This window comes from Acinetobacter sp. YH12043 (assembly GCF_013419915.1).
GTDB lineage: Bacteria > Pseudomonadota > Gammaproteobacteria > Pseudomonadales > Moraxellaceae > Acinetobacter.
The window spans coordinates 1-23696 of sequence record NZ_VOZD01000008.1; the positions used below are offsets into that span (position 1 = coordinate 1).

The following is a 23696-nucleotide window of genomic DNA, read 5'->3' on the forward strand; positions in this document are numbered from 1 at the left end:
TGGTGGGGTATTGACTGTTGAGGGCGCAGGGGCTTATCTAGTCAATCAGCGATTCATTGATTTCAGCAATAATATGTACTTCCGAGCTTTAAACTCTAATAATGTTTTTAGCGAGTGGATTAAGATTGCAAGTGAATCAAATCCAAAAATCAAAACTAAATCAATCACTAATGCTATTGACTTCGATACTTACAAAACTGAAGGCTCTTATGCAATTGCTCATGATTTAATAGCAACTTCTACAAACAAACCTATAGGTGCTGTTGGTGGGGTATTGACTGTTGAGGGCGCAGGGGCTTATCTAGTCAATCAGCGATTCATTGATTTCAGCAATAATATGTACTTCCGAGCTTTAAACTCTAATAATGTTTTTAGCGAGTGGATTAAGATTGAAAATCCTATTTCACCATTAAAAAACAAAAAATGGCTTGCAATTGGTGACTCGATAACAGTCGGCTACGGTTCAAATAATAAAAGTTATGCTGATATTCTTGCTACGAAACATAATGCAATTTTGACAAAACTTGCAAGCAGTGGTTCGACTATTAACGGCGGAATTAATATGCCAGATAATCAGACTTTATCTAAGCTCATAGATAGTTTAACGTCTGATCAAAACTTTGATTTAATCACAATTGCGGCAGGTACAAATGATCCGTTTGACAGAGCGTTTGGAGTTTTTGAAGATAGAACGAGGGATACATTTTACGGCTCTCTTCACTATATGATGATTCAACTAAAATCAAAATTCCCGAATGCTCGGATGCTTTTTATTAGTCAAATTCCGCGAGTAAATTTACGTTCACTGCATGACAAAACGAGTGCTTTAGATATTAAATTCAAAGCAATTTCAGAAGTTTGTGATTATTATTCTGTACCCATTTTTGTTGGTCACAGAAACTTTGGATTTCATCCTGATGATAATACTGAGTTCAAAAACAAATACATGCCAGATGGCCTACATCCGAATGATGCAGGTCAGATCTGGTACGCGAACAGGCTAGAAAATTCAATTTTGCAAGCTTCAAAATAATAAAAGAGTTTTGCTTATGAAAAACCAAAAAGCCGTTGAAGAGGCTAAAACTTGGCTCGGCACACCATACCATCATCAAGGACGTGTCAAAGGCGTGGGTGTCGATTGTGGAACGCTGATCTGTGAAGTCTATGAAAAAGTGGGCTTGATGGATCACTTAGATCCACGGCCATATCCACCAGATTGGCACATGCATCAGCTTGGTCAACGATATTTAGAGCACGTTTTATCCGTGTGCTATGAAGTCGATGAACCACAGCCTGGAGACATTGTTTTATACCACTTTGGCAAATGCATCAGTCATGGTGCAATTGTCGTCGAATGGCCAACGATTATTCACTCCTATATTCATCAAGGAGTAATACTCCAAGATGGCACAAAAGGAAGTCTAGCTCGCAGAATTGCGGGCTTTTTTCGTATGAAGAGGCTAAAAGAATAATGGGCGGAATATTTGGGACTACGACAGTCAGTACATCTGATAAGCGCATCAATTCGATGCGCATTCAGCAATCTGCTTATGGTCTGACACAGCCATTGGTCTATGGCAAAAACCGTGTCGCAGCCAATATGTTTTGGTACGGGGATTTTAAATCCACTGCTCATACTACGACGACTAAATCTGGTGGTAAAGGGGGTAAAACCAAGACCAAGAACACGACATATACGTATTCAGCATCTTTGATGTTGGGTCTATGTGAAAACAAAATCAAAGATATTGGGATTGTATGGCGTGATAAAGAACAGATCGTCACCAAAACTGAAGGCGGTGTGCAACTCAAGCCAATTGATCAGATCGGCTTTGAATTGTTCGATGGTGATCACAATCCTGTTTGGGGATATTTAGCATCAAAACATCCAGATGAGGCGGTGCATTATCCGTTCCTTGGATATGTGGCATGTGCCAATTATGATTTGGGTGGTAGTGCAGCATTATCGAATCATAATTTTGAAGTGATCAGCAATACTACATTTTCAGAAACAATTCATGATGCCAATCCAGCTGACGTGATTGAAGACTTCATCACTAATCCACGTTATGGTGCAGCACCAAGTCTGAATATGGCAGATTTATCTGAATTTCGAACCTATTGTGCAGCCACTAATTTGTTGATCAGTCCCGCTTTGACAGAACAACGTGAAGCATTTGAAATCATCAGTGAAATTGTGGAAGCTGTGAATTGTGCAGTGGTACCAAGTCCAGATGGTTTAAAAATCCGTTCTTACGGTGACAGTGCAGTGACAGGAAATGGCGTGACATTTACGCCAAATCTTGAACCTGTATATCACCTCACTGATGATGATTTCTTGGGTGAAGATCAGCCAGTACGTGTGCGTCGAAGCCGTGATACCGATGCATACAATCATTGCCAGATTGAGTACGTGAATCGCTTCAACCAGTACAACACTGAAACGGTTGAAGCCAAGGACCAAGCAAATATTGAAATGTTTGGGCTGCGTACACAAGATCCCGTTAAGTTCGACTTTTTCTGTGAACCAAAAATTGCACGTCATGCGGTGCAATTGCTATTACAGCGAAAACTTTATGTTCGAAATGAGTATGAGTTTGAACTAGGTTGGAAGTACTGCCGACTTGAGCCGATGGATATTGTGACCATTACAGATGAATCCTTAGGTTTAAATCAGTTTGCAGTACGAATCACACGAGTTGAAGAAGATGAAGAGGGTGTACTTTCGATTACCGCTGAAGAGTTAGCAGTCGGATCTCGTTCAGCAGTTGAATATGACCTGCAATCATCGAATGGGTATCAAGGTGGCAATGAAGAACCAGGAAACGTGAATGCACCGGCAATTTTTGAGCCTCCTTTAGAATTAACCGGTGGCAAAAATCAGATCTGGGTAGCTGCGTCAGGTGGGATCAATTGGGGTGGCTGTAACGTCTGGGCGAGTATAGATAACACGACTTATGAAATGATCGGGACCATTTATGGTTCAGCGCGTTACGGTACATTAGTTTCAGCCATTGATGCGGATGACACATCGATGCAAGTCCAATTGAATACTTCTAGCCAGATCTTTGGCGGGACTTTGCAGGATGCTGAAGTTGATGCAACCTTGTGTAAAGTCGGTGATGAATATATCAACTACATCGATGCAACCTTGGATGGATCAGGGCGTTATACATTAAGTGGCATGCTTCGTGGCCGTTTTGATGATGCAAGTACACATAATGCAGGTGAATCATTTGTTCGTATTGACCGAGCCATTTTTGAATATGACTTCAACTCAAATATGGTGGGAAAACAGATTTGTTTGAAGTTCACAAGCTTCAATGGTCTTGAGCAAAAAGAAGAAACTTTGGATGAGGTGACGGCATACAGTTACACAATCAATGGTGGTCGTCCTGCAGGTGTCAAAGGTTTATCTCTGCAGTCTGCATTTGAAGGCACAAGCTTTAAAGTTCAATGGCAAAGTGCAGCTGGGGCGACAGGTTATATTGTTCAGATTTGGTCGAATGGTGTATTGCTTAGAACTGTTGATACAACGAATACCGATTATTCATACAGCATGGATGAAGCAAAAATCGACGGTATTCAACGTGCTTATACAGTACGTGTTGCAAGTAAAAACGGTTCGATTGTCAGCACTTTTGCAGAGCTGAATATCAGTAATCCAGTGCCACCACAATTGTTGAACGTGTATACATCGGCAACTGCAGATTCGATCACAGTGACTTGGATTCCAAGTGAAGTACCGGATCTGAAAGATTACCAGGTGTGGATCAGTACCAATGCGAACTTTGATCCTGATGCAACGGCAGCACGTTGGACGGGTACTGAAAATGCTTGCACGATTACGGGCTTGCAATCAACGACCACATATTATGTGCGTGTTGCTGCGCGGGACGTGTGGAAGCCGACCTCGTGGAATTATTCATCACGGATCACACAGGCAACTGCTGATAGTTAAAATCTTCAACTATATAGCACCTTCGGGTGCTTTTTTAATGTCAATTTTATAGGGGGGTGTATGCCTGAAAATAGGCCGTACAACAATAATGGATGGGAGGGAAAAATTGATTCCATTCATAAAGACATTCGATTGATCCTGGAACATGTTGCACGCCAAACCTTTATTAACGAACACCATGAGAACGCAATTGCCAAAATCCAAAAAGAACTTGATGCCCTTGAGTTAAAAGTATCAAGTCTTGAAAACAAGTCTGCAACTCAGGATGGAGGCCTTGGGGTTTTAAGGGTTTTGCTCGGCCTTTGTGGTGGTTCGATTCTCGGCGCATGTATTTGGGTTGGTGCATCAATCATTCAAATCAATCAAACACAATCACTAATGAAAGAGAAAGTCACTCGACTTGAGGAAACCTTAAAATGAAACTAATCCAAGAAAGTGCACTTCAGTACTTATCCGTAAAGCTCCCACTACTGGGGGCTTTTTTAATGCTTGCAGTTTTAGTTATTCAGTGGGCATTAGACTTTAATTTTATCCCTGAGCAATATGCGCCTTTTATTATCGGTACTGTGTTGCCAGCTTTGAGTTGGATAGGTCGTAAAATTGCACAGCCACAATTACACAATCAGCCTTTAGGCTTAGCCACCATTACGGCAGGGCATAGTAATACAGATCCTGGTGCAGTAAATGACAAGATAAAAGAATCTGAGCTTATGACAAATTTCCGCAATGCAGTGGCTTTTTATTTGCGAGAAGCAGGAATTACGACTCGAACGGATGGCACTGGTACCCAAAATGATCCGTTATCGTCAGCGTTAAAACTGATTAAAGGATCATCCACGGCTGTTGAGTTTCACATGAATGCAGCAGCTTCAAAGCAGGCAAACGGAATTGAAACAATTGCACTGCCACAAGATAAAAAATTGGCTCAGGACTTGTCGGCAGCTGTGGCTACAGCCTTGGGTAGTCGTTTGCGTGGGGATAATGGCTGGATTGATCAGAGCAAATCGGCTCGTGGCAGTTTGGCATACATCAATGCTGGCGGTTTGATTGTCGAATTGGGTTTTATCTCAAATGAAGCTGAGTTGGCAGCATTCCAGGCACGTTATTGGATTGCAGCAAAAGCAGTGGCCAAGGTTCTAATCGAATATGACAAGGGGGCATAACCATGGCAGCATTAAGTATCGCTGGTGCAGTTTCAAATATTGTTGATGCAGTAGATGTTGGTCGTGAAATCTATGAAACAACAGTGAATGCAATGGATGCAGCGGAAAAAGAGCGTGATTCAGGTGCTGATAAAAAGGCATGGGTATTGGCTTTCGTTAAATCATTCGTGGCTGATTTAGGTCAAAATTGGGAACGTTGGGCGAAGGTGATTATCACGTTTATTGACTTCGCAAAGTCCGTCTTTAACAGCAAGCGTTATAAGTAAGTGGTCCAATTTTATAGATGCCCTTGGTCTTCGGACTGAGGGCATCTTTTTTGTTTGTCTTGCAACTATTTTGCAACTATTGGTTTTTATAAAAATTATAAATTATTGAATAAATTAAAATTATTTTATATTTACTGCCAATCCATCATCGGCGCAACACTGATGCGAGGTTGAAGTTTGTTTTCAATGGTGCTGAGATCAGTCATTCAAAATCACGCCTTAAATGAAATGGAAGAGAAATAGCAGTACTAGAATAAGCAGGAGTTGCTGGAAATCTGCTCAAAAAAAAGCAGTACTGCAAAAATAGGGCGTAATACTAGCATAAAATTTGCATGACCAAAGGCTGAACTGCATGAGGATCTATAACTGTCATTCCAATAAAGATATTTAACAAGAGAAATTGTGGGAATTGAAAAAATAAACTCCCAGTCATTCTGCAATGCTATATTTTGAGATAATTAAGATTAAGATAAAGAAAACGAGATAAATAAGGAGAATAACGATGTTCATGTTGGAGGAGATTTATAAAAGCAAAAAACCTCAACATTCAAACTATTTTAATTTACGGATTCAACGGGGACTTAGCTGGTTTAAAAAAGCATTAGAGCTGGATGAGGAATTAGAGTTTAAGTTTATTAGCCTGTGGATCAGTTTTAATTCGATCTATGCACAAGAAACAGAGGTTCGTCAGGATCAACAAAGCCTGCATCAATTTCTGGAAACCCTCTGTCAAAAAGATGTGGAACAAAAACTTCAGCATATTGTCTGGGAAAAATACAGCCAGCCAATTTCTGCGCTACTGGATAGCCCCTATACCGATCAAGGTTTCTGGGATTATCGCCATCATAAAGTCAGTCTGGAAAGCTGTCGTGAAGCATTAGATCAGCAAAAGCAGAAAATACAAAAGGCTGTACAGGAACGGAATTTAAGTGAAATCTTATTGGTGATTTTTAACCGTCTTTCCACCTTGCATTATCAGCTTATGCAGGGCGGTGCGACTTATCAGAGCTCATTTAACGTCAAACAGCTCCAAGACAGTTGCCGGGTTCTGGCCGGGTTACTGCCCACTTTTATCTGCATTCTTTTGGAAAATGCAGCGACTTGGGATTCGGGTAAACCTTACTATCCCGTGGTACAAGTCAGCTAAATCTGCTTAAGCTTTTGCTCGATATTGTTGCCATTGATCCATCAGCGCAAACAGGGTGGCACATAATGCCAAGCCAAGTCCAAACAGACAGGTCATGCTCCAGCCACCATGATGCCAGGCATATACCCCCAGAGCTGAACCACAGGCACCACCAATAAAATACAGCGTCATGTAAATAGAGTTCAGGCGTGATTTGGCATCCGGGCGCAAGCGGAAAATCACGTTCTGATTACAGCTATGAGTAATCGCCAGACCTAAGTTAATCAGGGCATAACCCAGAATATAACTGAGCAGGGACACGCCACCAAAATATAAGAATAGCCAGCTTCCTGCCAGAATTGAACAGCCAATCCAGGTCAGGATCTTGATATAACCACGATCTGCCCATTTACCTATAACTTGAGTCGATAGCGCACCGAAAACACCAACTAGGGTTACTAGGCCCACCATCACATCAGAAAGATGAAAAGGTTTTTGGGTCAGCAGCAGGGCAATGGTTGAAAAGAGCATGCTCATGGCTGCAAAGGCACATGCACCAATCAGGGAGCGTAAGCCCAGTCGCGGTTCCTCACGCATTAGCATACCCATGGATTTAAAAATTGCTGCATAGCTGATACGCATACGCGGCATGCTGGGTAATTGTCCTTTTAAATAAAAGCCCAAAACCAGCAGTGCCATACTACTGAGCGTATAAATCGTTTTCCAGTGAAACAGATCTGAAAGCAATCCGGCAATACTGGTCGACAATAAGATACCGACTAATAAGCCACTCATGAGAAAACCGACCACTTCTCCGGTTTTTTCAGGTCGGACAGCCATCGTAGCTAAAGGAATCAGAATCTGGGCAGCAACAGAAAATAGCCCAGCAATAATAGTCCCCACCCAGAGCATCGGCAGGTTGACTGCTGTGGCACAGATCAGCAAGCCTAATGCGGCACCAAACATCAAGAAAGGAATGAGTCTGGACTTATTCAGCATGTCTCCCAAAGGCACAATAAACAGCAGGCCCAAGGCATAAGACACCTGCGCAAAGGTCACGGTCAGCGCCACTTGGGATTCTGGTACCTGATAATATTGCTGAATTGAGGAGATAAGCGGTTGGCAATAATAGTTTGCACCTGCACATAAACCACATGCGATCGCCATCAGCCATAACAGGGATTTATTTTGACTGATATCGAGAGGAGGAGACATGGCAAGTACCTTAAGCTCAGAGAGAATTTTTATAAAGAACATCAAAGATGATGCAGAAGTTGCAGGCACTATAGGCGAAAACCCGTCAGGATAAAAGTAGAAAAATAGTGCAAAGTACTCAAACTCATACAAGAGAAATGCCACAAAAAAGTACTTTTCTGGATGGAGAAGAGATGAAAATTCGCTAGAAATTTAACTTTTTCACTTAAGAAAATGTACGTGGAAGCGCTTTGTATTAAGTCATCTCATTTAAGACCAAGTGACAGAGATCAATCTGAATCAGTGATTGCCCAAAATTGGTGCAAAATGAAGAGTTCGTAAATCTAACAGTGGACTGAGTATTAATATAATAAATGTTGCAGAATATTTTTTTCACCTATTTCAGGCAAGTCTTAAGACTTGAGCTGAATAAGTCAAGTAAGAGAATCCCAAATCAATTTTTTCATCATCAATTCATATTTTTTATGAGTGAAAAATGAAAAAGTTATAGGAAAACAGTATTTTTTGATCTTAAAAATGAATATTCCAAAGTAGATTAAATTTGTCAAAAAGGTCAAAAACAGAAAACTGCCCTAGAAAAGTGCCTTAATTTAGGCTTTATCAGTTCATTTGAAATAAAGATTTGCTGAGCAGAAAAAATGAAATATCTGTCAGAATGATCAATGTAACAAAATAAAACAAAAAGTAATCTAATAAAAAATAACCAAGAAAACAGTCATCGTTCAAGAGAATGAATATCGTTTATAAATTCAGCAAATCAAAATAATCAGGCTCAACTAATAAATGCTATATGACAGCATCATTTTTATGAATCGTCAGTTCAAAATATGGGTATTTATTAAATAAATAATAGGTAGTAATTTCTAGAAGTTTAATTAGAATCCAAAAATTCAACAAAAACACATCCTGAGGGGAAGCACCGTAAATCACGGTGTTTACTTAAGAAAAAATTAGCTTGAGGGACGCTCATGCAGATTGGAATTCCAGCCGAAACTGTCGTCGGTGAAAATCGCGTCGCTGCGACGCCTGAGACAGTAAAGAAATTGATCAGCGCTGGTCATAGTGTGGTGATCGAACGTGGAGCAGGTGTTAAAGCTGCTTACATCGACAGTGCCTATGAGCAAGTTGGTGCCAAAATTACGGATGATGCCTACACCGGTAGCCAGATAGTTTTGAAAGTTCGTGCACCGAAGGGTGAGGAAATTCAAAAGCTGTCAGCCAACACCACGGTTGTAGCGATGTTTGACCCATACCGCAATACCGAGCTTGACCAGTTCGCGGCACAGAATGTGTCTGCATTTGCTCTTGAGCTTTTGCCACGTACTCTATCACGTGCGCAAAACATGGACGTATTGTCTTCGCAAGCGAACCTTGCAGGTTATAAATCAGTGCTTTTAGCTGCTGCTGAATATCAGCGCATGTTCCCTATGCTGATGACAGCGGCAGGTACGGTAAAACCGGCTCGTGTCGTGATCATGGGTGTCGGGGTAGCAGGCCTTCAAGCAATTGCAACAGCGAAACGCCTGGGTGCAGTCGTAGAAGCAACTGACCTTCGTCCGACTGCCAAAGATCAGGTTGAGTCTTTGGGTGGTAAATGGCTAGACGTGCCAATGTCTCCTGAAGAGCAGGCACGTGCTGATGAAGCAGCTAAAAACGGTTATGGCTGGATGCCAGGTGAACAGTACATCAAGGATCAGGCAGCGATTGTCGATAAAGCGGTATCGAATGCCGATATCGTGATTACCACTGCATTGTTACCAGGTCGTGATGCACCACGCTTAATCCGTGCTGAAACTGTAGCCAAGATGAAACCAGGCTCAGTGATTCTGGATATGGCAGTGGAATCAGGCGGTAACGTGGAAGGTTCTAAGTGCGGCGAAACTGTTGTGACTGAAAATGGTGTGAAGATTCTGGGTGTTCCAAATATTCCATCAACGGTGTCGACTGAAGCTTCAGCGCTATATGCACGTAACGTCTATAACTTTGTTGAAACACTTTTTGATGCAGACAAGAACTTTGTCCTGAATCAGGAAGATGAAATTCAAAAAGCCCTACTTGTCACTCACGGCGGCCAAGTGCTGTTAAAACGTGGTTAAGGAGCAGACTCATGGTTGAAACAATTACGATTTTCGTCCTGGCCATCTTCGTGGGTTACTACGTGGTTTGGGGGGTAACACCAGCACTACATACGCCATTGATGGCGGTGACCAATGCCTTGTCTTCGATCATTATCGTGGGCGCAATGATTCAGACTGTTGGCCTGCCAATGGTGGGCGTTGAAGGCAGCGTGGATTTCCAGACCATTAACGTGGTGAGTGTACTGGGGGCAATCGCAGTATTTCTGGCGAGCATTAATATTTTCGGTGGCTTTGCCGTGACTGCACGTATGCTGGAAATGTTCAAACCTAAGCAAAAGAAAAAAGAGGGTTAAACCATGGAATTTATTCGAGAGTATGCGGATTGGTTCTACCTGATTGGCGCCGTTCTTTTTATCTTAACGCTACGTGGTTTATCTGGTCCTAAAACTGCAATTGCAGGTAACCGCTACGGTATGATCGCCATGGCGATTGCTGTAGTGACCACATTCTTTGTTGCTGAAAATCCAGTAGTCTGGATGATTCTTGCAGCAATGGCTGCGGGTGCAGTGGTGGGTATTGCGCGTGCACGTACTGTACCAATGACCCAGATGCCAGAAACAGTAGCACTCATGCACTCACTGGTGGGTCTGGCTGCGGTACTGATTGCAGTTGCGGCAATTATCCATAACAACAAGCTGGTTGAATTGGGCCCGGACCTGTTAGCTGCAAATGGTGTGACTTTCCATGAAATGAGCAAGGTTCACCTGTTTGAACTGTTTGTGGGCTGTTTTGTTGGTGCGATTACCTTTACTGCTTCTGTATTTGCATACGGTAAGCTGGCTGCAAAGAAATGGGCAAAAACCATTTCAGGTGGCTGGGTAAAACCGGTTCAGGCTCTGATCTTTATTGCAATGCTGGCAGCAGGGATTCACTTCTTCCTGACAGGTAGCATGACATCTTTCTGGGCAATGACTGGTCTTGCACTAGCATTTGGCTGGGTATGGATTGCGCCAGTAGGCGGCGGTGATATGCCGGTTGTGGTTTCGCTGTTGAACTCATTCTCAGGCTGGGCAGCAGCAGGGATTGGTTTCACACTCGAAAACAACATGCTGATCGTTGCGGGTTCGCTGGTCGGTTCTTCAGGTGCGATTCTGTCTTACATCATGTGTAAAGCGATGAACCGTTCAATCATCAATGTATTGTTTGGTGGTGCGATGGGCGGTGCAGCTGCACCGACAGCAGCTACGGGTGCACAAGTGCAACGTAACTACCGTTCAGGTTCTGCAGATGACGCTGGCTTCCTGATGTCAAATGCAGACAGCGTTGTCATTGTACCGGGTTATGGTATGGCACAAGGCCGTGCACAAAACGCAGTAAAAGAGCTGGCAAACTTGCTGAAAGAGCAGGGCGTGACTGTACGTTTTGCGATTCACCCGGTAGCTGGTCGTATGCCAGGTCATATGAACGTATTGCTTGCAGAAGCTGATGTTCCTTATGAAGACATTCTGGAAATGGACGAGATCAACTCGGACTTCCCGGCAACTGACGTAGTGCTGGTCATTGGTGCAAACGATGTCGTAAACCCGGCTGCAAAAGACGATCCGAACTCACCAATCTATGGCATGCCAATTCTGGAAGCTCATAAGGCACGCACCATCATGGTCATCAAGCGTTCTATGGCGACCGGTTATGCAGGTCTGGACAATGACTTGTTCTATAACGACAAGACCATGATGATTTTCGGTGATGCGAAGAAAGTTGTGGAAGATATGACTAAAGCGATTAATGGTACAGGTCACTAAGACTTTCCATTCGCTGGATCATCTTAAATCCTCCTTTTAAAAGGAGGATTTTTCTATTTAAATAAGAGAGAAATTTTCCCTCCTATATAAAAGATTAAAAGATGAATCGGGAAGAATTACAAAATAAAATTAGCTACGGTGTTTTATTTTTAGAAAATTGGTCTGGATAAAATTGCAACAAAACGTTTAAAAAATAGGCTGACTAATTAAATCTGATCGAAAAGCGAATTTCATTAAAGTTGCTGATCCATGAATTTCCTTTTTGATTTAAATCAAAGGATATAAAAAAAGCGACCTACATAGGTCGCTTTTTTTGAATATTCGATGTTTATGCTACAGAATCTGCAGGATTGCGCCATAGGCTTTCTAGGTCATAGAATTTACGCGCTGTAGGCAGCATGCAGTGCACTACAACAAAACCTAGATCAATCAGGATCCATTCTGCATCACGTTCGCCTTCGATACCAAGCGGACGGAAACCTGCTTTACGTGCTTCTTCAGCAACATTATCTGCAAGTGATTTAATATGACGGGTTGATGTACCGCTTGCAATCACCATGGCATCTGCCACGTTACTGATGCTAGCAACATCAAGCTGAACAACTTCTTTAGCCTTTACATCTTCGAGGGCTGCATGTACAACTTTCAAGCATGCGTTTACTGCTTGTGCATGAGAATTCATAGTGTGATCGTGAGAATTAGAAGCGCTGGGCGATGGTTCTAAATTCATAGGGAGTATAATTTCCTAACAATTATGCATGATCTAATATAGCGGTTTTAGCCCAAAATTTCAAATGCACCTTCCGCCGCTTTAGTCATACTCCGGGAAGAACTGTTCTTTCCAGCCAAAGGATTCTTCCGAAGTCCCCAGAGGTTTATATTCGGCTGCGACATAACCATTGTATTGGCTATTCTCTAACCATTGAAAAATCTCATAATATGGAATGGAAGCGGTATTGGGTTGATGACGCCCCGGGCAGTCTGCAAACTGGATATGACCAATCTCAGCAATATTTTCTTTTAAAGCTTCAAGCACATCTTCACCCATCATGGCCATGTGATAACAGTCATATTGCATTTTCAAGGCAGAATGATTGACAGCTTCCAGCATCTCCTGAGCTTGAGCCACATTCTGAATCAGGAAACGTGGCATGTCCTGACCGTTGATCATTTCAAAGACTGGCTGAATCTGATAATCAGAGAGCATGGAGCAGGCAATTTTCAGATTACTCGCCAAGGTGTTCAGGCAAGGAAGCAGGTCACAATCCAGTGGCTGTTTGCCGGCCAGAATATTGACACTCGGCACATTCAGAGCAGTCGCATATCGAATGGCCTGCTCTACAGCATGACGAAACTCGATTTCCTGTCCAGGAATACCGGCCAGACCGTGTCCACCTTGCATCAGATCACCAGCAGGCACATTAATCAGGCAGATGTCCAGATCATGCAACTGAAGCTGCTGCTGAATCTGCTCAATGCTCAGTTCATAGGGAAACTGGATTTCCACATGTTTAAAACCGTGCGCATGAGCCAAGGCAAAACGTTCTAACAAAGGTACTTCCGTAAAAATCATGGAGAGGTTAACGGCGAGTTTGGTCATGGACTTTTCCTTGCTCAAGGCAGAATATTGAAATGAAATATTTAATGGTCTACGTGCTTGATTACAGTAGCCAGATCGGCCTCAGCAAATCCGTCTTGCTGATGGGCTTTGAGCTGAGACAGGGCCTGGCTTGCCACAGGGATATCCAAAGATAAAGTAGCAGCCAGTTGCACCGCATTGTTCAGGTCTTTAGACAGTGTCTGCACTTTCCATTGCACGGGTTCAAACGTCTGGCTGGCCATACGTGGGGCCAGAATCTGAAAAGGCTTGGAGTCAGCAAAACCACCGGCTAATGCTGGTGCAAGCAGGGCAGTATCTACACCGGCACGATCGGCCAAAACTACTGCTTCAGCGATCAGGGTACTATTCGCTGCCACAATCAGCTGGTTACAGATTTTAGTCGCCTGACCGGTTCCCGTATCACCCATGCGAGTGACACGTTGTGAAAGCACGGTATAGATGAGATCAAGTGCGGTAATAGTTTTTGCATCACCACCCGCGAAGATGACTAGCGTGCCTTGTTCTGCACCGGCTGTACCGCCAGACACAGGAGAGTCAATCCAGATCGCTTGTTTAGCTTGGGCCTGTTCAGCTAGAGTTTTGGTTTGATATACGGAAAGACTGGAAAAATCGACAATAACCTGTCCAGCCACCAGATAGGGCTGAATCTGCTCAAAGACCGATTGCACTGCGGCATCATCTGCCAGACAAGTCAGAATAACCGGATAATTTGCAATTTGATCTAGAGATAGCGGAGTGGCTCCAAGAGCAAACAAAGGATCGCAGGCACTGGCCGTACGGTTCCAGACTGCAACTTGAAAACCTGCTTTTAGCAAGCGGGTTGCCATACGACTGCCCATGAGTCCCATACCTAAAAAGGCAATTTTGCTATCATGATCGAATTGCATTTTATCTCTCATCTTTTGATTTTGCTTCAGCCATAATTAATTATATTGGCGTGGTACAAACTGCACGTCCGGATTTTTATCCTTCTTGCGTGCCAGTTGACTGTTTTTACCGAGTAACAGTTTAAGCTGCCAGATTTTTTCCATACGCAGTGACTTGTTGGGTTTGTGTTCCATCGCATCCAGCACAAATTTAGAGGCCATCAAGGCATCTGGAGAGCGTTGTAACATTTCTTCAGCCAAAGCTTGTGCTTTTGCTAATGGCTGTTCATCAACATGGGTGATCAGGCCAATTTCTTTGGCATAGGCACCTTCAAAAATACGTGCGGTTAAGGTCAGCTCTTTGGCCAGATCAATCCCGATCAGACCTTTGAGTGAACGCGTTAATCCCATGTCTGGTACTAGGCCCCAACGAGTTTCCATAATTGACATTTTGGTCGCAGGGTGAGCGATCCGGATATCCGCAGCCAGCGCAAGTTGCATACCTGCACCAAAGCAGAAACCTTCAATGGCTGCAATGACGGGGACAGGCAGTTCCTGCCAGACCAGAAAAGCTTTCTGGAATAAGCTCTGTCCAGGACGGATCAGTTCCCAAGCCGCATAGGCCCGATTTTTAGGATTATTTAAATCGGCCAAGTCAATGCCGGCACTAAAGACCTGCGCTTCACCGGTTAAAATGACACAACGCACTGACTTGTCTTTTTTAATCCGGTTCGCAATCTGCACCAGTTCACGCAGCAGGGCAAAGCTCATAGCATTACGTTTGTCTGGACGGCTGAGAGTAACCGTGGCAATTCCATTATTTTTTTCAAAGCGCACAAGTGACATGGTATTCATCCTTAATTTTTCTGTAAGCGAGCATAGCATGAGCAATCTGTGCTTGCATGACAGCGCAGTCATACAGATATGAGTGATTAAAACAACAATGATTTAACCACTATGCTTGTTTAAGATTTGCTGGGCTGCCTGTTCTACCTGCTCAATTACGGCTTTCAGTTCATCCAGATATTTCAATACTTCCTGAACAAAACTGTCATCGGCCTTACGGCGTTCCTTACGCAAGGTCGAGACAAACTGCTCAAAACTTCCGGTAACTTTTTGCAGAGTCGGTGTGCCGACATAACGAGTAGCCCCATAGAGACGGTGCAAAACATGTTCCAGCTGCGGAAAATCTTCCAGCTCAATTAATTGCTCAATTTCATCCAGCTCTTTTTCAAAACTGTCGACCAGCATGCTGAGCAGATCGACGGCCAGATCTTCTTTATTGGCCGCCAGTTGCAGGCTTTGCTGCCAGTCCAGAATATTCGGATCCAGCGCATCAATGACATTGGCACGTTCCAGCACCGGAATCTTTTTAAAACTCTCAGTCGTCCAATGCGTCAGGATCTGCACGATCTGATCAATCTGAATAGGCTTAGTGACATAATCATCCATACCATTTTGTAGCAGTTTCTGTTTCTCATCGGAAAGGGCATGTGCCGTCAGGGCAATAATCGGCAGACGCTGATGATTTTCAAAAGTTGATTCCAGTGAACGGATTGCACGCGTGGTATCGATACCGGACATCACTGGCATCTGGATATCCATAAACACCAGGTCAAAGGATGGCAGGCCCTGTTCATAACGGCTCTGGATGATATCAATCGCTTCCTGTCCGCTAATGGCTTTGGTCGTGGTGACATTCAGTTCGGCCAGTAAAGCTTCCAGAACAATCAGGTTGGGCAAATGATCATCCACGGCCAGAATATGCAGTCCCTGACCATTAAAGTCTTCATGCTGTTCCTGATCGAAGACAGGTTGATTACCAAGTAGCTGAATCAGAGCACTACGACTCAGTGGCTGATGCAGGGCACGGGCACGATGATCATTCAGCATGCTCGGATCAAGCTGCATTTGATAACCATACACAGCCAGATGTCCCTGATAGCGAGAGCGAATCTCTGTCAGGAGAGCCTGGCTATCGCCACTATGGTCAACAATTAGCCAGGTATTCTCGATATTTTGTAAATGGTTCAGACGACTGAACAGATCCAGAATGGACGTCGATTCAATATGTTTAACGCGATAATTTTCCAGATAATGTCTCAAGACATTCGCTGTTGCCGGATGGGCAAGATAAGACACAACGGTCAGATCACTGAAGTCCGGATGTTCATGAACAATATCTTCATCCACCGGGAATTGGGCGGTAAACCAGAAGGTTGAGCCTTTTTCTGTTGGTGCACGTTCCTGGTTATCTTCAAAGCCGATTTGACCATGCATCAGGTGAACCAGCTGTTTAGAAATGGCCAGTCCTAGACCTGTACCACCGAATTGGCGGGTGACCGAGGTATCGCCTTGCGAGAACGATTCAAACAGTTTCTTGCGGTCAGTTCCGCTCAGGCCAATGCCGCTGTCCTGAACACTAAAATGCAGCAGACATTGTCCGATATCATCATGCTCCATGCGTGCCCGAACAATGATTTCGCCATCTGGAGTAAACTTGATCGCATTGGAAATCAGGTTGGTCAGAATCTGCTTGAAGCGTAGTACATCACCAATCACATGTTTTGGCACATTGTCTGCAAAGTAGAACGCCATATCGATATGCTTCTGTGCAGCCAGTGGTGAGAGCATGTCCATCACATCGAAAATGGCTTCTTCCAGATCAAAAGGTGCGGTTTCCAGTTCCAGTTTGCCGGCATCGATCTTGGAGAAATCCAGTACATCATTGATTAGGGCCAGCAGATGCGCAGAAGATTTGCGGATGGTCTGTAAATACAGGCTTTGCTCATTGCTAAGATTGCCTTGACGCAGCAGCAGGTGAATAAAACCATCAATACTATTTAAGGGTGTGCGTAATTCATGGGAAATATTGGCCAGAAACACCGACTTGGCCTGGTTGGCCGAAATCGCCTGATCACGTGCCTGACGATAAGTAATATTTTGAACTTCTAAAGTATCTAGAGTACGGCGCAAATCATCTTCAGTCTGTTCGGTATGCTCGCGCAATTCCAGAAAACTGAAATGCAGACGTTTCACCACATTGGCAATATCACGCTGCAAAAGACGCAGTTCACCGGTACTGTTAATCACCATATGCTGATCTAGGGTGTCGGCATTCAGGCGTTGTAGCTGCATGCGAATCTCATACATCGGTGCAATCCAGCGACGAGAATAGAAATTCAGACATAACAACAAGAGCAATAAGGTCAATAAGCCGGTCGCAATCAAAACGATCAGGACCCGGTAGCGGGCAATTTCTAAGGGCTGATTGTCCAGTTCGATCGCCAGCCAGCCTGCATTCATGCCATTTTCATTTACTTTGACTGCATAAATATGATTGTTTTTATCTAAGATTGGGCCAACAAAATTGCCGTCTTTTTTAAAGTCCGGCCAAGGCGCCTGTTCCTGAAACCCAATACCGAGTTTACTTTTACCATTTTCATCCAGAATAGCCGCACGAACCAGATGCTTTTCATTCAGCATATTTTGCATGGCGTCATGAGCTTGTTCATATTGCCATGGATAAAGGCTCAAAATGTCCAGCGCATATTCAGAAGTGGCCTGAAAACGGGTCAGAATCGCAATGGCCATCTGCTTTTGCTGGGCACGGGCCGCATTGGAAGTTTCCGAGATGGCCAGAGCAGCACCAACACAGGCCAGAATAGTAATGGGTACAAAAATCAGTGCAATCAGCTGTCCATAAGCATGATTTAAGTGTAGGCGTTTAAACAGCTTTTTGTTGATATTTGACATGATTCAAGCAGTATTTTCCTTATGCTTTGCATATTAGCATGCTTTAAATCTACTGTTAAAATTTCAGTATTATTTTTCTAAAGCTCCAGATTAAGGCAGAAAATAAGAACCATTGCGCTGAACAGTCATTATGGGTGTTTGAGCAAACCTTTTCAGGAGTAGAGGTGAGCTAAGTCACTGTCACGATTGAGGAGTTTTATCAAGCTAAAACGGGATGAATTGGCCATGCCGATTGTGATTTATACAGTTTTATGCAAAAGCACTGCTATAAATGGGTGCAGGGAAATGCATTTTTTCATACAATAGCCGCACCTCGATATAGGTGCAAATAATGAGTAATACCACCCCTGATTTTCAAGCAGACGAATTTTTACTGGACCATTATGTAGGCAAAACGCCACTGGTGCGTTTGCAGCGTCTGGCTAGTCACACTCAAGCCACAGTACTCGCAAAACTCGAAGGAAATAATCCGGCAGGCTCGGTCAAGGACCGTCCAGCGTATAACATGATCATGCAGGCGGAAAAGCGCGGACAGATCAAACCGGGTGATACCTTGATTGAGGCGACCAGCGGAAATACAGGGATTGCATTGGCGATGGTTGCGGCCATGCGTGGTTACAAGATGCAGCTGATTATGCCGAATAACATGAGTCAGGAACGTAAGGACGCAATGCGTGCTTATGGTGCTGAACTGATTGAAGTGACCAAAGAGCAGGGCATGGAAGGTGCACGTGATCTGGCCTTGCAAATGCAGGCTGAAGGTAAAGGTCTGGTGTTAAACCAATTTGGTAACCCGGACAATGTCGAAGCGCATTACCTGACCACAGGTCCTGAAATCTGGCAGCAAACAGGTGGCAAAATTACACACTTTGTCAGCTCAATGGGTACGACTGGTACGATCATGGGCGTATCTAAATATCTGAAAGAAATGAATCCGGATATTCAGATTGTGGGCCTACAGCCATCTGATGGTTCTAGTATTGCCGGTATCCGCCGCTGGCCAGAAGAATATTTGCCAACGATTTTTGATCGTAGCCGTATCGACCGTATTATTGATATTCCACAGATTGAAGCGGAACGCACCATGCGTAAACTGGCGCAAAAAGAAGGTATCAGTGCCGGTACATCTTCTGGCGGTGCAGTTTGGGCATCCATCAAGCTCGCAGAAGAAAATCCGGATGCAGTAATTGTATGTATTATCTGTGACCGTGGTGACCGTTACCTGTCTACAGGCTTATTCTCTGTACAAGACCCTGAATAATTTTTGAGAAATCTTTTATGCGCCTGCCTGTTTTAACTTTCGATATTGAAACCCAAACCGATCTTAAATCAGGCGCGCATCTGTTTGGTCTGGATCTGCCCGAGGCTGATCTGGATCAGGCCCTGACCAAGTTACGCCGTCAGGAATCAGGCTCGGACTTTCAGCGTCTGCCTTTGCATGAGATTGTCTGTATTTCCGGTTTATGGATGGATGAACAGGGTATGCGCCTGTTTTCTTTCAGCCGTGAACAATACAGTGAAGCAGAGATTTTAAAAAAATTCTTATCCATTTTTGAAAAGCGTCATCCAACTCTAGTCAGTTGGAATGGCTCACAATTTGACCTGCCGGTTATTCTTTATCGGGCCATGTATCATGGTTTATCTGCCCCAAGTCTGTTCGATCAGGGCGAAATCGATACGCAAAAGCGTTATAATAACTACCAGAATCGTTACCATCAGCGTCATGTTGATTTGATGGATGTTATGGCCATGTTTCATGCCCGTCATTTTCAGAAACTGGATGATGTTGCTCATTTACTGGGTTATCCAGGCAAGCGTGGTGATGGTGGCTATCATGTACCTGAATATGTACGTAACCAGCAATGGAACGCACTCACCAGCTATTGCGAAGGTGATGTGCTCAATACCTGGTTGGTCTATATTCGCTGGCTGTTGCTAAAAGGCCAGTTGATGTTGCCTGATTATCAGCATCTGGTGCAGAGTACGATTCAATACCTGCATACCCAGCCGCAACATGCAGATTTTTTATCAGTCTGGCGTGAAACCTCACAAAGAACTGAATTTACCCGTTTTGATTTTCCCATCTCCACATCCTAGGTTTTCATGAAACGTCGAGTACAACCACGTCCAGCGCCGCAATCCGAGTATATTTTTCAGGTTGAATCACTCTCACATGAAGGACGTGGCATCGCTCACTATGGTTCACATCCGGATCATCCACTTGAAAAGCATGGTAAGAAAGTCTTTATCCGCTATGCCTTGCCGGGTGAAACCGTACGTGCCCGCATTACCCGTGAAGTCAAAAAACTGGAAGAGGCGGATAGCCTTGAGTTGCTCAGTGAGGCTTCCGAGATCAGGGTCAAACCTGTGTGTCCACATTTTGGCGTATGCGGCGGCTGCAATATGCAGCATATCCATCCAGATGCCCAAATTGAACTTAAGCAGAATGTTCTGAAATCACATTTGCAGCATTTTGCCGGGATTCAGCCTGTAGAATGGCTGCCACCGTTACGTTCACAACGTGAAGATTACCGTCGTAAAGCCCGGATTGGGGTGCGTTATCTGCCTCAAAAAGAAAAGTTGGTGGTTGGTTTTCGTGAAAACCAGTCCAATAAGCTGACCTCGATTGACCGCTGCATGATTCTAGATCGCGAGTTTGGATCGGTTACACGTCTTAAACAATTGCTCCAAAGTCTCGATGGTCAGGCAGATATTGGTCATATAGAATTGGCTATGGGTGATCATGACATTGCGTTGCTCATTCGTGAAACCGCAGAATTATCGGTAACAGATGTCAACCGATTGCGCCAATTTACGTTAGAGAAAGGTTGGCAGCTTTATTTGCAGCCTGCAGGCCAAGATTATTTGAAGCGGATTGATGAGCCTGAACAGGCAGCACGCTTACACTATGGTCTTGATGACTTTGATGTGGAATTCGGTTTTAATCCATTGGACTTCACTCAGGTCAATTCAACGATCAATCCGCAAATGGTGCGCTTGGCATGTGATTTGCTTCAATTACAGCAGGGCGAACGCGTTCTGGATCTGTTTTCTGGATTAGGAAACTTTTCTTTGCCACTGGCGCGCTGTGTTGGTGCGTCTGGTCAGGTGGTTGCGGTTGAGGGAAGTGAGGAAATGGTGCAACGCGGTGCGGAAAATGCTAACAATAATGGTATTGCACAAGTTTCGTTCTATTCACAAGATTTAACCAAAGATTTTTCGCACCAGTCTTGGGCAAATCAAGGATTTGATGCATTATTAATCGACCCGCCACGTGCTGGAGCAGAAGAAGTCATGCATTATATTCCTCAGTTTGGTGCCAAAAGAATCGTTTATGTGTCATGTAATCCTGCTACGCTTGCAAGAGATGCAGGGCTACTGGTACAACAGGGTTATCAGCTAACGAAAGCCGGTGTGATGGATATGTTTACGCATACCGGACATGTCGAGTCGATTGCCTTGTTCGAAAAAGAAAATTAAATAAACGATCAAAGAGATGATGTATCTAAAAGTAGGAGAAGGGTATGGTCACAGTACGTGAGCAACTGCCTGGGCGGCTCACTGAGTTGTCACAGGAGGCGACTGTAGAACATGCCGAACAAGCACAGCAGGATCTGACTGAATGGTTAGATCGGGTTCGTGGCATATTAGACGGGGCTCCCCTGAAGCAGCTCGAAGAAGTTGCCCGTTTAACCTTAGAAAAAGAGCTACAAAGTACGATTCAGCATCGCTCTAATACCTTCTATACCGGTATTGAAATGGCGGATATTCTCGCGCATCTCTATGTCGATGAAGATACCTTATCCGCTGCCATGCTTTACCGCGCAGTACGTGAAGGCGTCATGCCACTGGCAGAAGTGCAGGAAAAATTCGGTGAACAGGTCTACAGTCTGGTCAAAGGCACGCTGTCCATGGGTAAGCTGTCTGAGCTGATTGAAAAAAATAAACGCCTGGAAGATCACTTTAATAATAACCAGCGTGAACATCTGTCTGGCATTTACAAGATGCTGATTTCGGTGACAGAAGATGTCCGCGTCGTGTTAATCAAGCTGGCAGAACGTACCTATGCACTGCGTGAGCTGGCCAATTCTTCACGTGAACGGCAAGAACGGGTCGCACGAGAAATTCTCACCATTTATTCTCCTCTAGCGCATCGTCTCGGGATTGCCCAGCTGAAATGGGAACTCGAAGATCTGGCCTTCCGCTATCTGGCACCAGAACGCTATAAAGAAATTGCCTCTTTGCTGAATGAAAAGCGGCTGGAACGCGAACAATATATTCAGTTTGTGATTGATAAATTGCGTGAAGAGCTGGCAGAACACGGCATTGAAGCTGAAATTAACGGCCGGGTGAAGCACATTTATTCGATCTATCGGAAAATGAAAAGCAAAAGCCTGAGCTTCGACCAGCTGTATGACATCCGTGCGCTGCGTGTACTGGTGAAAAGCGTGCCTGAGTGCTATCACACGCTCGGGATCGTACATCAATTGTGGCGACATATTCCGCATCAATTTGATGATTATATTACCAATCCAAAAGCCAATGGCTATCGCTCTTTACATACAGCTGTGATTGCGGAAAACAAGTCACTTGAAGTGCAGATTCGTACTTATACGATGCATGAAGAGGCCGAGCTTGGCGTATGCTCGCATTTCAACTATAAGGAAGGTTCGAAAAATACCGATACTTCCTTTAATCATCGTCTGCATTCCTTGCGTGCAGTGATTGAGCATTATCAAGAACGCAATGAAGCCAGTGCACATAAGGATGAAGAAGAGGAAGTTGAAAATTTTGAGCATATTCAAGATTTTGAAGGCTTCGAAAAAATCTATGTGTTCAGCCGTGATGGTGATATTAAAGAGTTACCACGAGGTTCAACCGTACTCGACTTTGCCTATCATGTGCATACGGAAGTCGGCAACAAATGCTATGCAGCCCGGGTCAACCAGCGCTATGTACCTTTAACCTATGCCTTGAAAACTGGTGAACAGGTTGAGATTCTGACCAAGAAAGACCGTGAACCAAATCGGGACTGGTTGGTTAATTCACTGGGTTATATCAAGACTGCACGTGCCCGTGACAAGTTACGTCACTGGTTCCGTCAGCAGGATCGCAGTAAGAATCTGGAAGTGGGTCGTGAAATTCTGAATAAAGAATTGGCACGTCTAGCAATTCACCCGAAATCAATCGACTTGGGTGATTATTGCAACCATTTCAATGTGAAAAGTGGTGAAGACATTCTGATTGGTCTGGTGAATGGTGATATCAGCCTGCATGCCCTGATCAATCAGGTGAACCGTCATATGCATCTGGATCAGGATGAGCCTGAACTGGTGCTGAAACCGGCGTTGAATCCGCGTGCCAGCCATACCTTGTCTGCACATGGTATTCTGATTGATGGTCTGGATAACGTCGAACTGCATGTAGCCCAGTGCTGTCAGCCGGTGCATGGTGAATCGATTGCGGGTTATATTACGCTGAATCGCGGTGTAAGCATCCACAAGGTAGCTTGTCCGGATTATGTACGTATGATCAGCCAAGAACCGGAACGTGCAGTAGAAGCCGACTGGGAAATGCAGCCGACTCGCGGTCAGAGCGTACAGATTGTGGTGGAAGCCTATGACCGTCGTGGTTTACTTAAAGATCTGACTCAGGTGATTTTCTCAGATCAGATCAATATCCGTCAGGTAAACACCATTTCAGAAGCAGATGGTATTGCCAATATGAAATTATTGATCGAAGTTAAAGGCCTGGCTCAACTTTCCAAATTGCTGGCCCGTCTTGAACAGCAGCCGGGAATTATCAGTGCCCGCCGTCTGGTACAAGGCAACTGATTCTTTTT

At 44.2% G+C, this 23696-nt stretch carries 20 protein-coding genes; 14 read left to right on the top strand and 6 right to left on the bottom strand.

The annotated features are described in order from the left end of the window. The 7 genes from FTU01_RS05430 to FTU01_RS05460 all read left to right on the top strand — a co-directional run. On the top strand, positions 1–1033 hold a 1033-nt coding region (locus tag FTU01_RS05430; protein WP_180138469.1), incomplete at its 5' end, for an SGNH/GDSL hydrolase family protein. Between the two features lie 16 nt (positions 1034–1049). Then, positions 1050–1472: an NlpC/P60 family protein gene (locus tag FTU01_RS05435; RefSeq protein WP_180138471.1), complete on the top strand. Its 423-nt coding sequence runs from the start codon at positions 1050–1052 to the stop codon at positions 1470–1472. Continuing rightward, positions 1472–3961: a phage tail protein gene (locus FTU01_RS05440; RefSeq protein WP_180138473.1), complete on the top strand. Its 2490-nt coding sequence runs from the start codon at positions 1472–1474 to the stop codon at positions 3959–3961. The genes FTU01_RS05435 and FTU01_RS05440 overlap by 1 nt, the downstream gene beginning before the upstream one ends. 60 nt (positions 3962–4021) lie before the next feature. Continuing rightward, positions 4022–4381 carry a hypothetical protein gene (locus FTU01_RS05445; protein WP_005103701.1) on the top strand — a complete coding sequence of 120 codons (360 nt, stop codon included), beginning with the start codon at positions 4022–4024 and terminating at the stop codon, positions 4379–4381. Next, positions 4378–5124, top strand: coding sequence for an N-acetylmuramoyl-L-alanine amidase (locus tag FTU01_RS05450; protein ID WP_180138475.1), 747 nt, complete (start codon positions 4378–4380; stop codon positions 5122–5124). Before FTU01_RS05445 ends, FTU01_RS05450 begins: the two co-directional genes overlap by 4 nt. 2 nt (positions 5125–5126) lie before the next feature. Beyond that, a complete protein-coding gene (locus tag FTU01_RS05455; protein ID WP_180138476.1) occupies positions 5127–5390 on the top strand; it encodes a hypothetical protein in 264 nt (87 codons plus the stop codon). Between the two features lie 502 nt (positions 5391–5892). Next, positions 5893–6537 carry a HEPN domain-containing protein gene (locus FTU01_RS05460; RefSeq protein WP_180138478.1) on the top strand — a complete coding sequence of 215 codons (645 nt, stop codon included), beginning with the start codon at positions 5893–5895 and terminating at the stop codon, positions 6535–6537. Positions 6538–6543: 6 nt separating this feature from the next. On the opposite strand, the gene FTU01_RS05465 is transcribed toward FTU01_RS05460, so the two are convergent. Next, positions 6544–7731, bottom strand: coding sequence for an MFS transporter (locus FTU01_RS05465; RefSeq protein WP_166135654.1), 1188 nt, complete (start codon positions 7729–7731; stop codon positions 6544–6546). Between the two features lie 968 nt (positions 7732–8699). Between FTU01_RS05465 and FTU01_RS05470 the strand changes: the two genes are divergently transcribed. The 3 genes from FTU01_RS05470 to FTU01_RS05480 are packed head-to-tail and all read left to right on the top strand — an operon-like array spanning position 8700 to position 11611. Next, a complete protein-coding gene (locus tag FTU01_RS05470; RefSeq protein ID WP_034170850.1) occupies positions 8700–9827 on the top strand; it encodes a Re/Si-specific NAD(P)(+) transhydrogenase subunit alpha in 1128 nt (375 codons plus the stop codon). Positions 9828–9838: 11 nt separating this feature from the next. Then, positions 9839–10162 carry a proton-translocating transhydrogenase family protein gene (locus tag FTU01_RS05475; protein WP_004783638.1) on the top strand — a complete coding sequence of 108 codons (324 nt, stop codon included), beginning with the start codon at positions 9839–9841 and terminating at the stop codon, positions 10160–10162. A gap of 3 nt (positions 10163–10165) precedes the next feature. Next, complete coding sequence (locus FTU01_RS05480) at positions 10166–11611, top strand: NAD(P)(+) transhydrogenase (Re/Si-specific) subunit beta (protein ID WP_004783635.1); 1446 nt, start codon at positions 10166–10168, stop codon at positions 11609–11611. A 328-nt stretch (positions 11612–11939) separates the two neighbouring features. Here the strand turns inward: FTU01_RS05480 and rsfS are convergent, their stop codons facing one another. The 5 genes from rsfS to FTU01_RS05505 form a co-directional block, all read right to left on the bottom strand. Beyond that, on the bottom strand, positions 11940–12341 hold the full coding sequence (gene rsfS / locus FTU01_RS05485; protein WP_004783634.1) for a ribosome silencing factor: 402 nt from the start codon (positions 12339–12341) through the stop codon (positions 11940–11942). A gap of 81 nt (positions 12342–12422) precedes the next feature. Beyond that, positions 12423–13211, bottom strand: coding sequence for a hydroxypyruvate isomerase family protein (locus FTU01_RS05490; RefSeq protein WP_179992989.1), 789 nt, complete (start codon positions 13209–13211; stop codon positions 12423–12425). A gap of 41 nt (positions 13212–13252) precedes the next feature. After that, positions 13253–14119: an NAD(P)-dependent oxidoreductase gene (locus FTU01_RS05495; protein ID WP_180138480.1), complete on the bottom strand. Its 867-nt coding sequence runs from the start codon at positions 14117–14119 to the stop codon at positions 13253–13255. Between the two features lie 36 nt (positions 14120–14155). Beyond that, on the bottom strand, positions 14156–14944 hold the full coding sequence (locus tag FTU01_RS05500) for a crotonase/enoyl-CoA hydratase family protein (protein ID WP_180017767.1): 789 nt from the start codon (positions 14942–14944) through the stop codon (positions 14156–14158). Positions 14945–15046: 102 nt separating this feature from the next. Continuing rightward, on the bottom strand, positions 15047–17854 hold the full coding sequence (locus FTU01_RS05505) for an ATP-binding protein (protein ID WP_180138482.1): 2808 nt from the start codon (positions 17852–17854) through the stop codon (positions 15047–15049). 331 nt (positions 17855–18185) lie between these two features. Here FTU01_RS05505 and cysM point away from each other — a divergent pair, with 331 nt between their 5' ends. The 4 genes from cysM to FTU01_RS05525 are packed head-to-tail and all read left to right on the top strand — an operon-like array spanning position 18186 to position 23688. Then, the gene (cysM, locus tag FTU01_RS05510) at positions 18186–19115 is read left to right on the top strand and encodes a cysteine synthase CysM (RefSeq protein WP_034702431.1); all 930 of its coding nucleotides are present in this window, start codon (positions 18186–18188) and stop codon (positions 19113–19115) included. A 17-nt stretch (positions 19116–19132) separates the two neighbouring features. Next, positions 19133–19951 (top strand): 3'-5' exonuclease, encoded by an 819-nt coding sequence (locus FTU01_RS05515; RefSeq protein ID WP_159123080.1) that lies wholly within the window; start codon positions 19133–19135, stop codon positions 19949–19951. A gap of 6 nt (positions 19952–19957) precedes the next feature. Then, complete coding sequence (gene rlmD, locus FTU01_RS05520; protein WP_180138484.1) at positions 19958–21334, top strand: 23S rRNA (uracil(1939)-C(5))-methyltransferase RlmD; 1377 nt, start codon at positions 19958–19960, stop codon at positions 21332–21334. A 44-nt stretch (positions 21335–21378) separates the two neighbouring features. Beyond that, entirely contained in the window at positions 21379–23688 is a 2310-nt protein-coding gene (locus FTU01_RS05525) for a bifunctional (p)ppGpp synthetase/guanosine-3',5'-bis(diphosphate) 3'-pyrophosphohydrolase (protein ID WP_179992984.1), read from the top strand. The last annotated feature ends 8 nt before the right edge of the window (positions 23689–23696 follow it).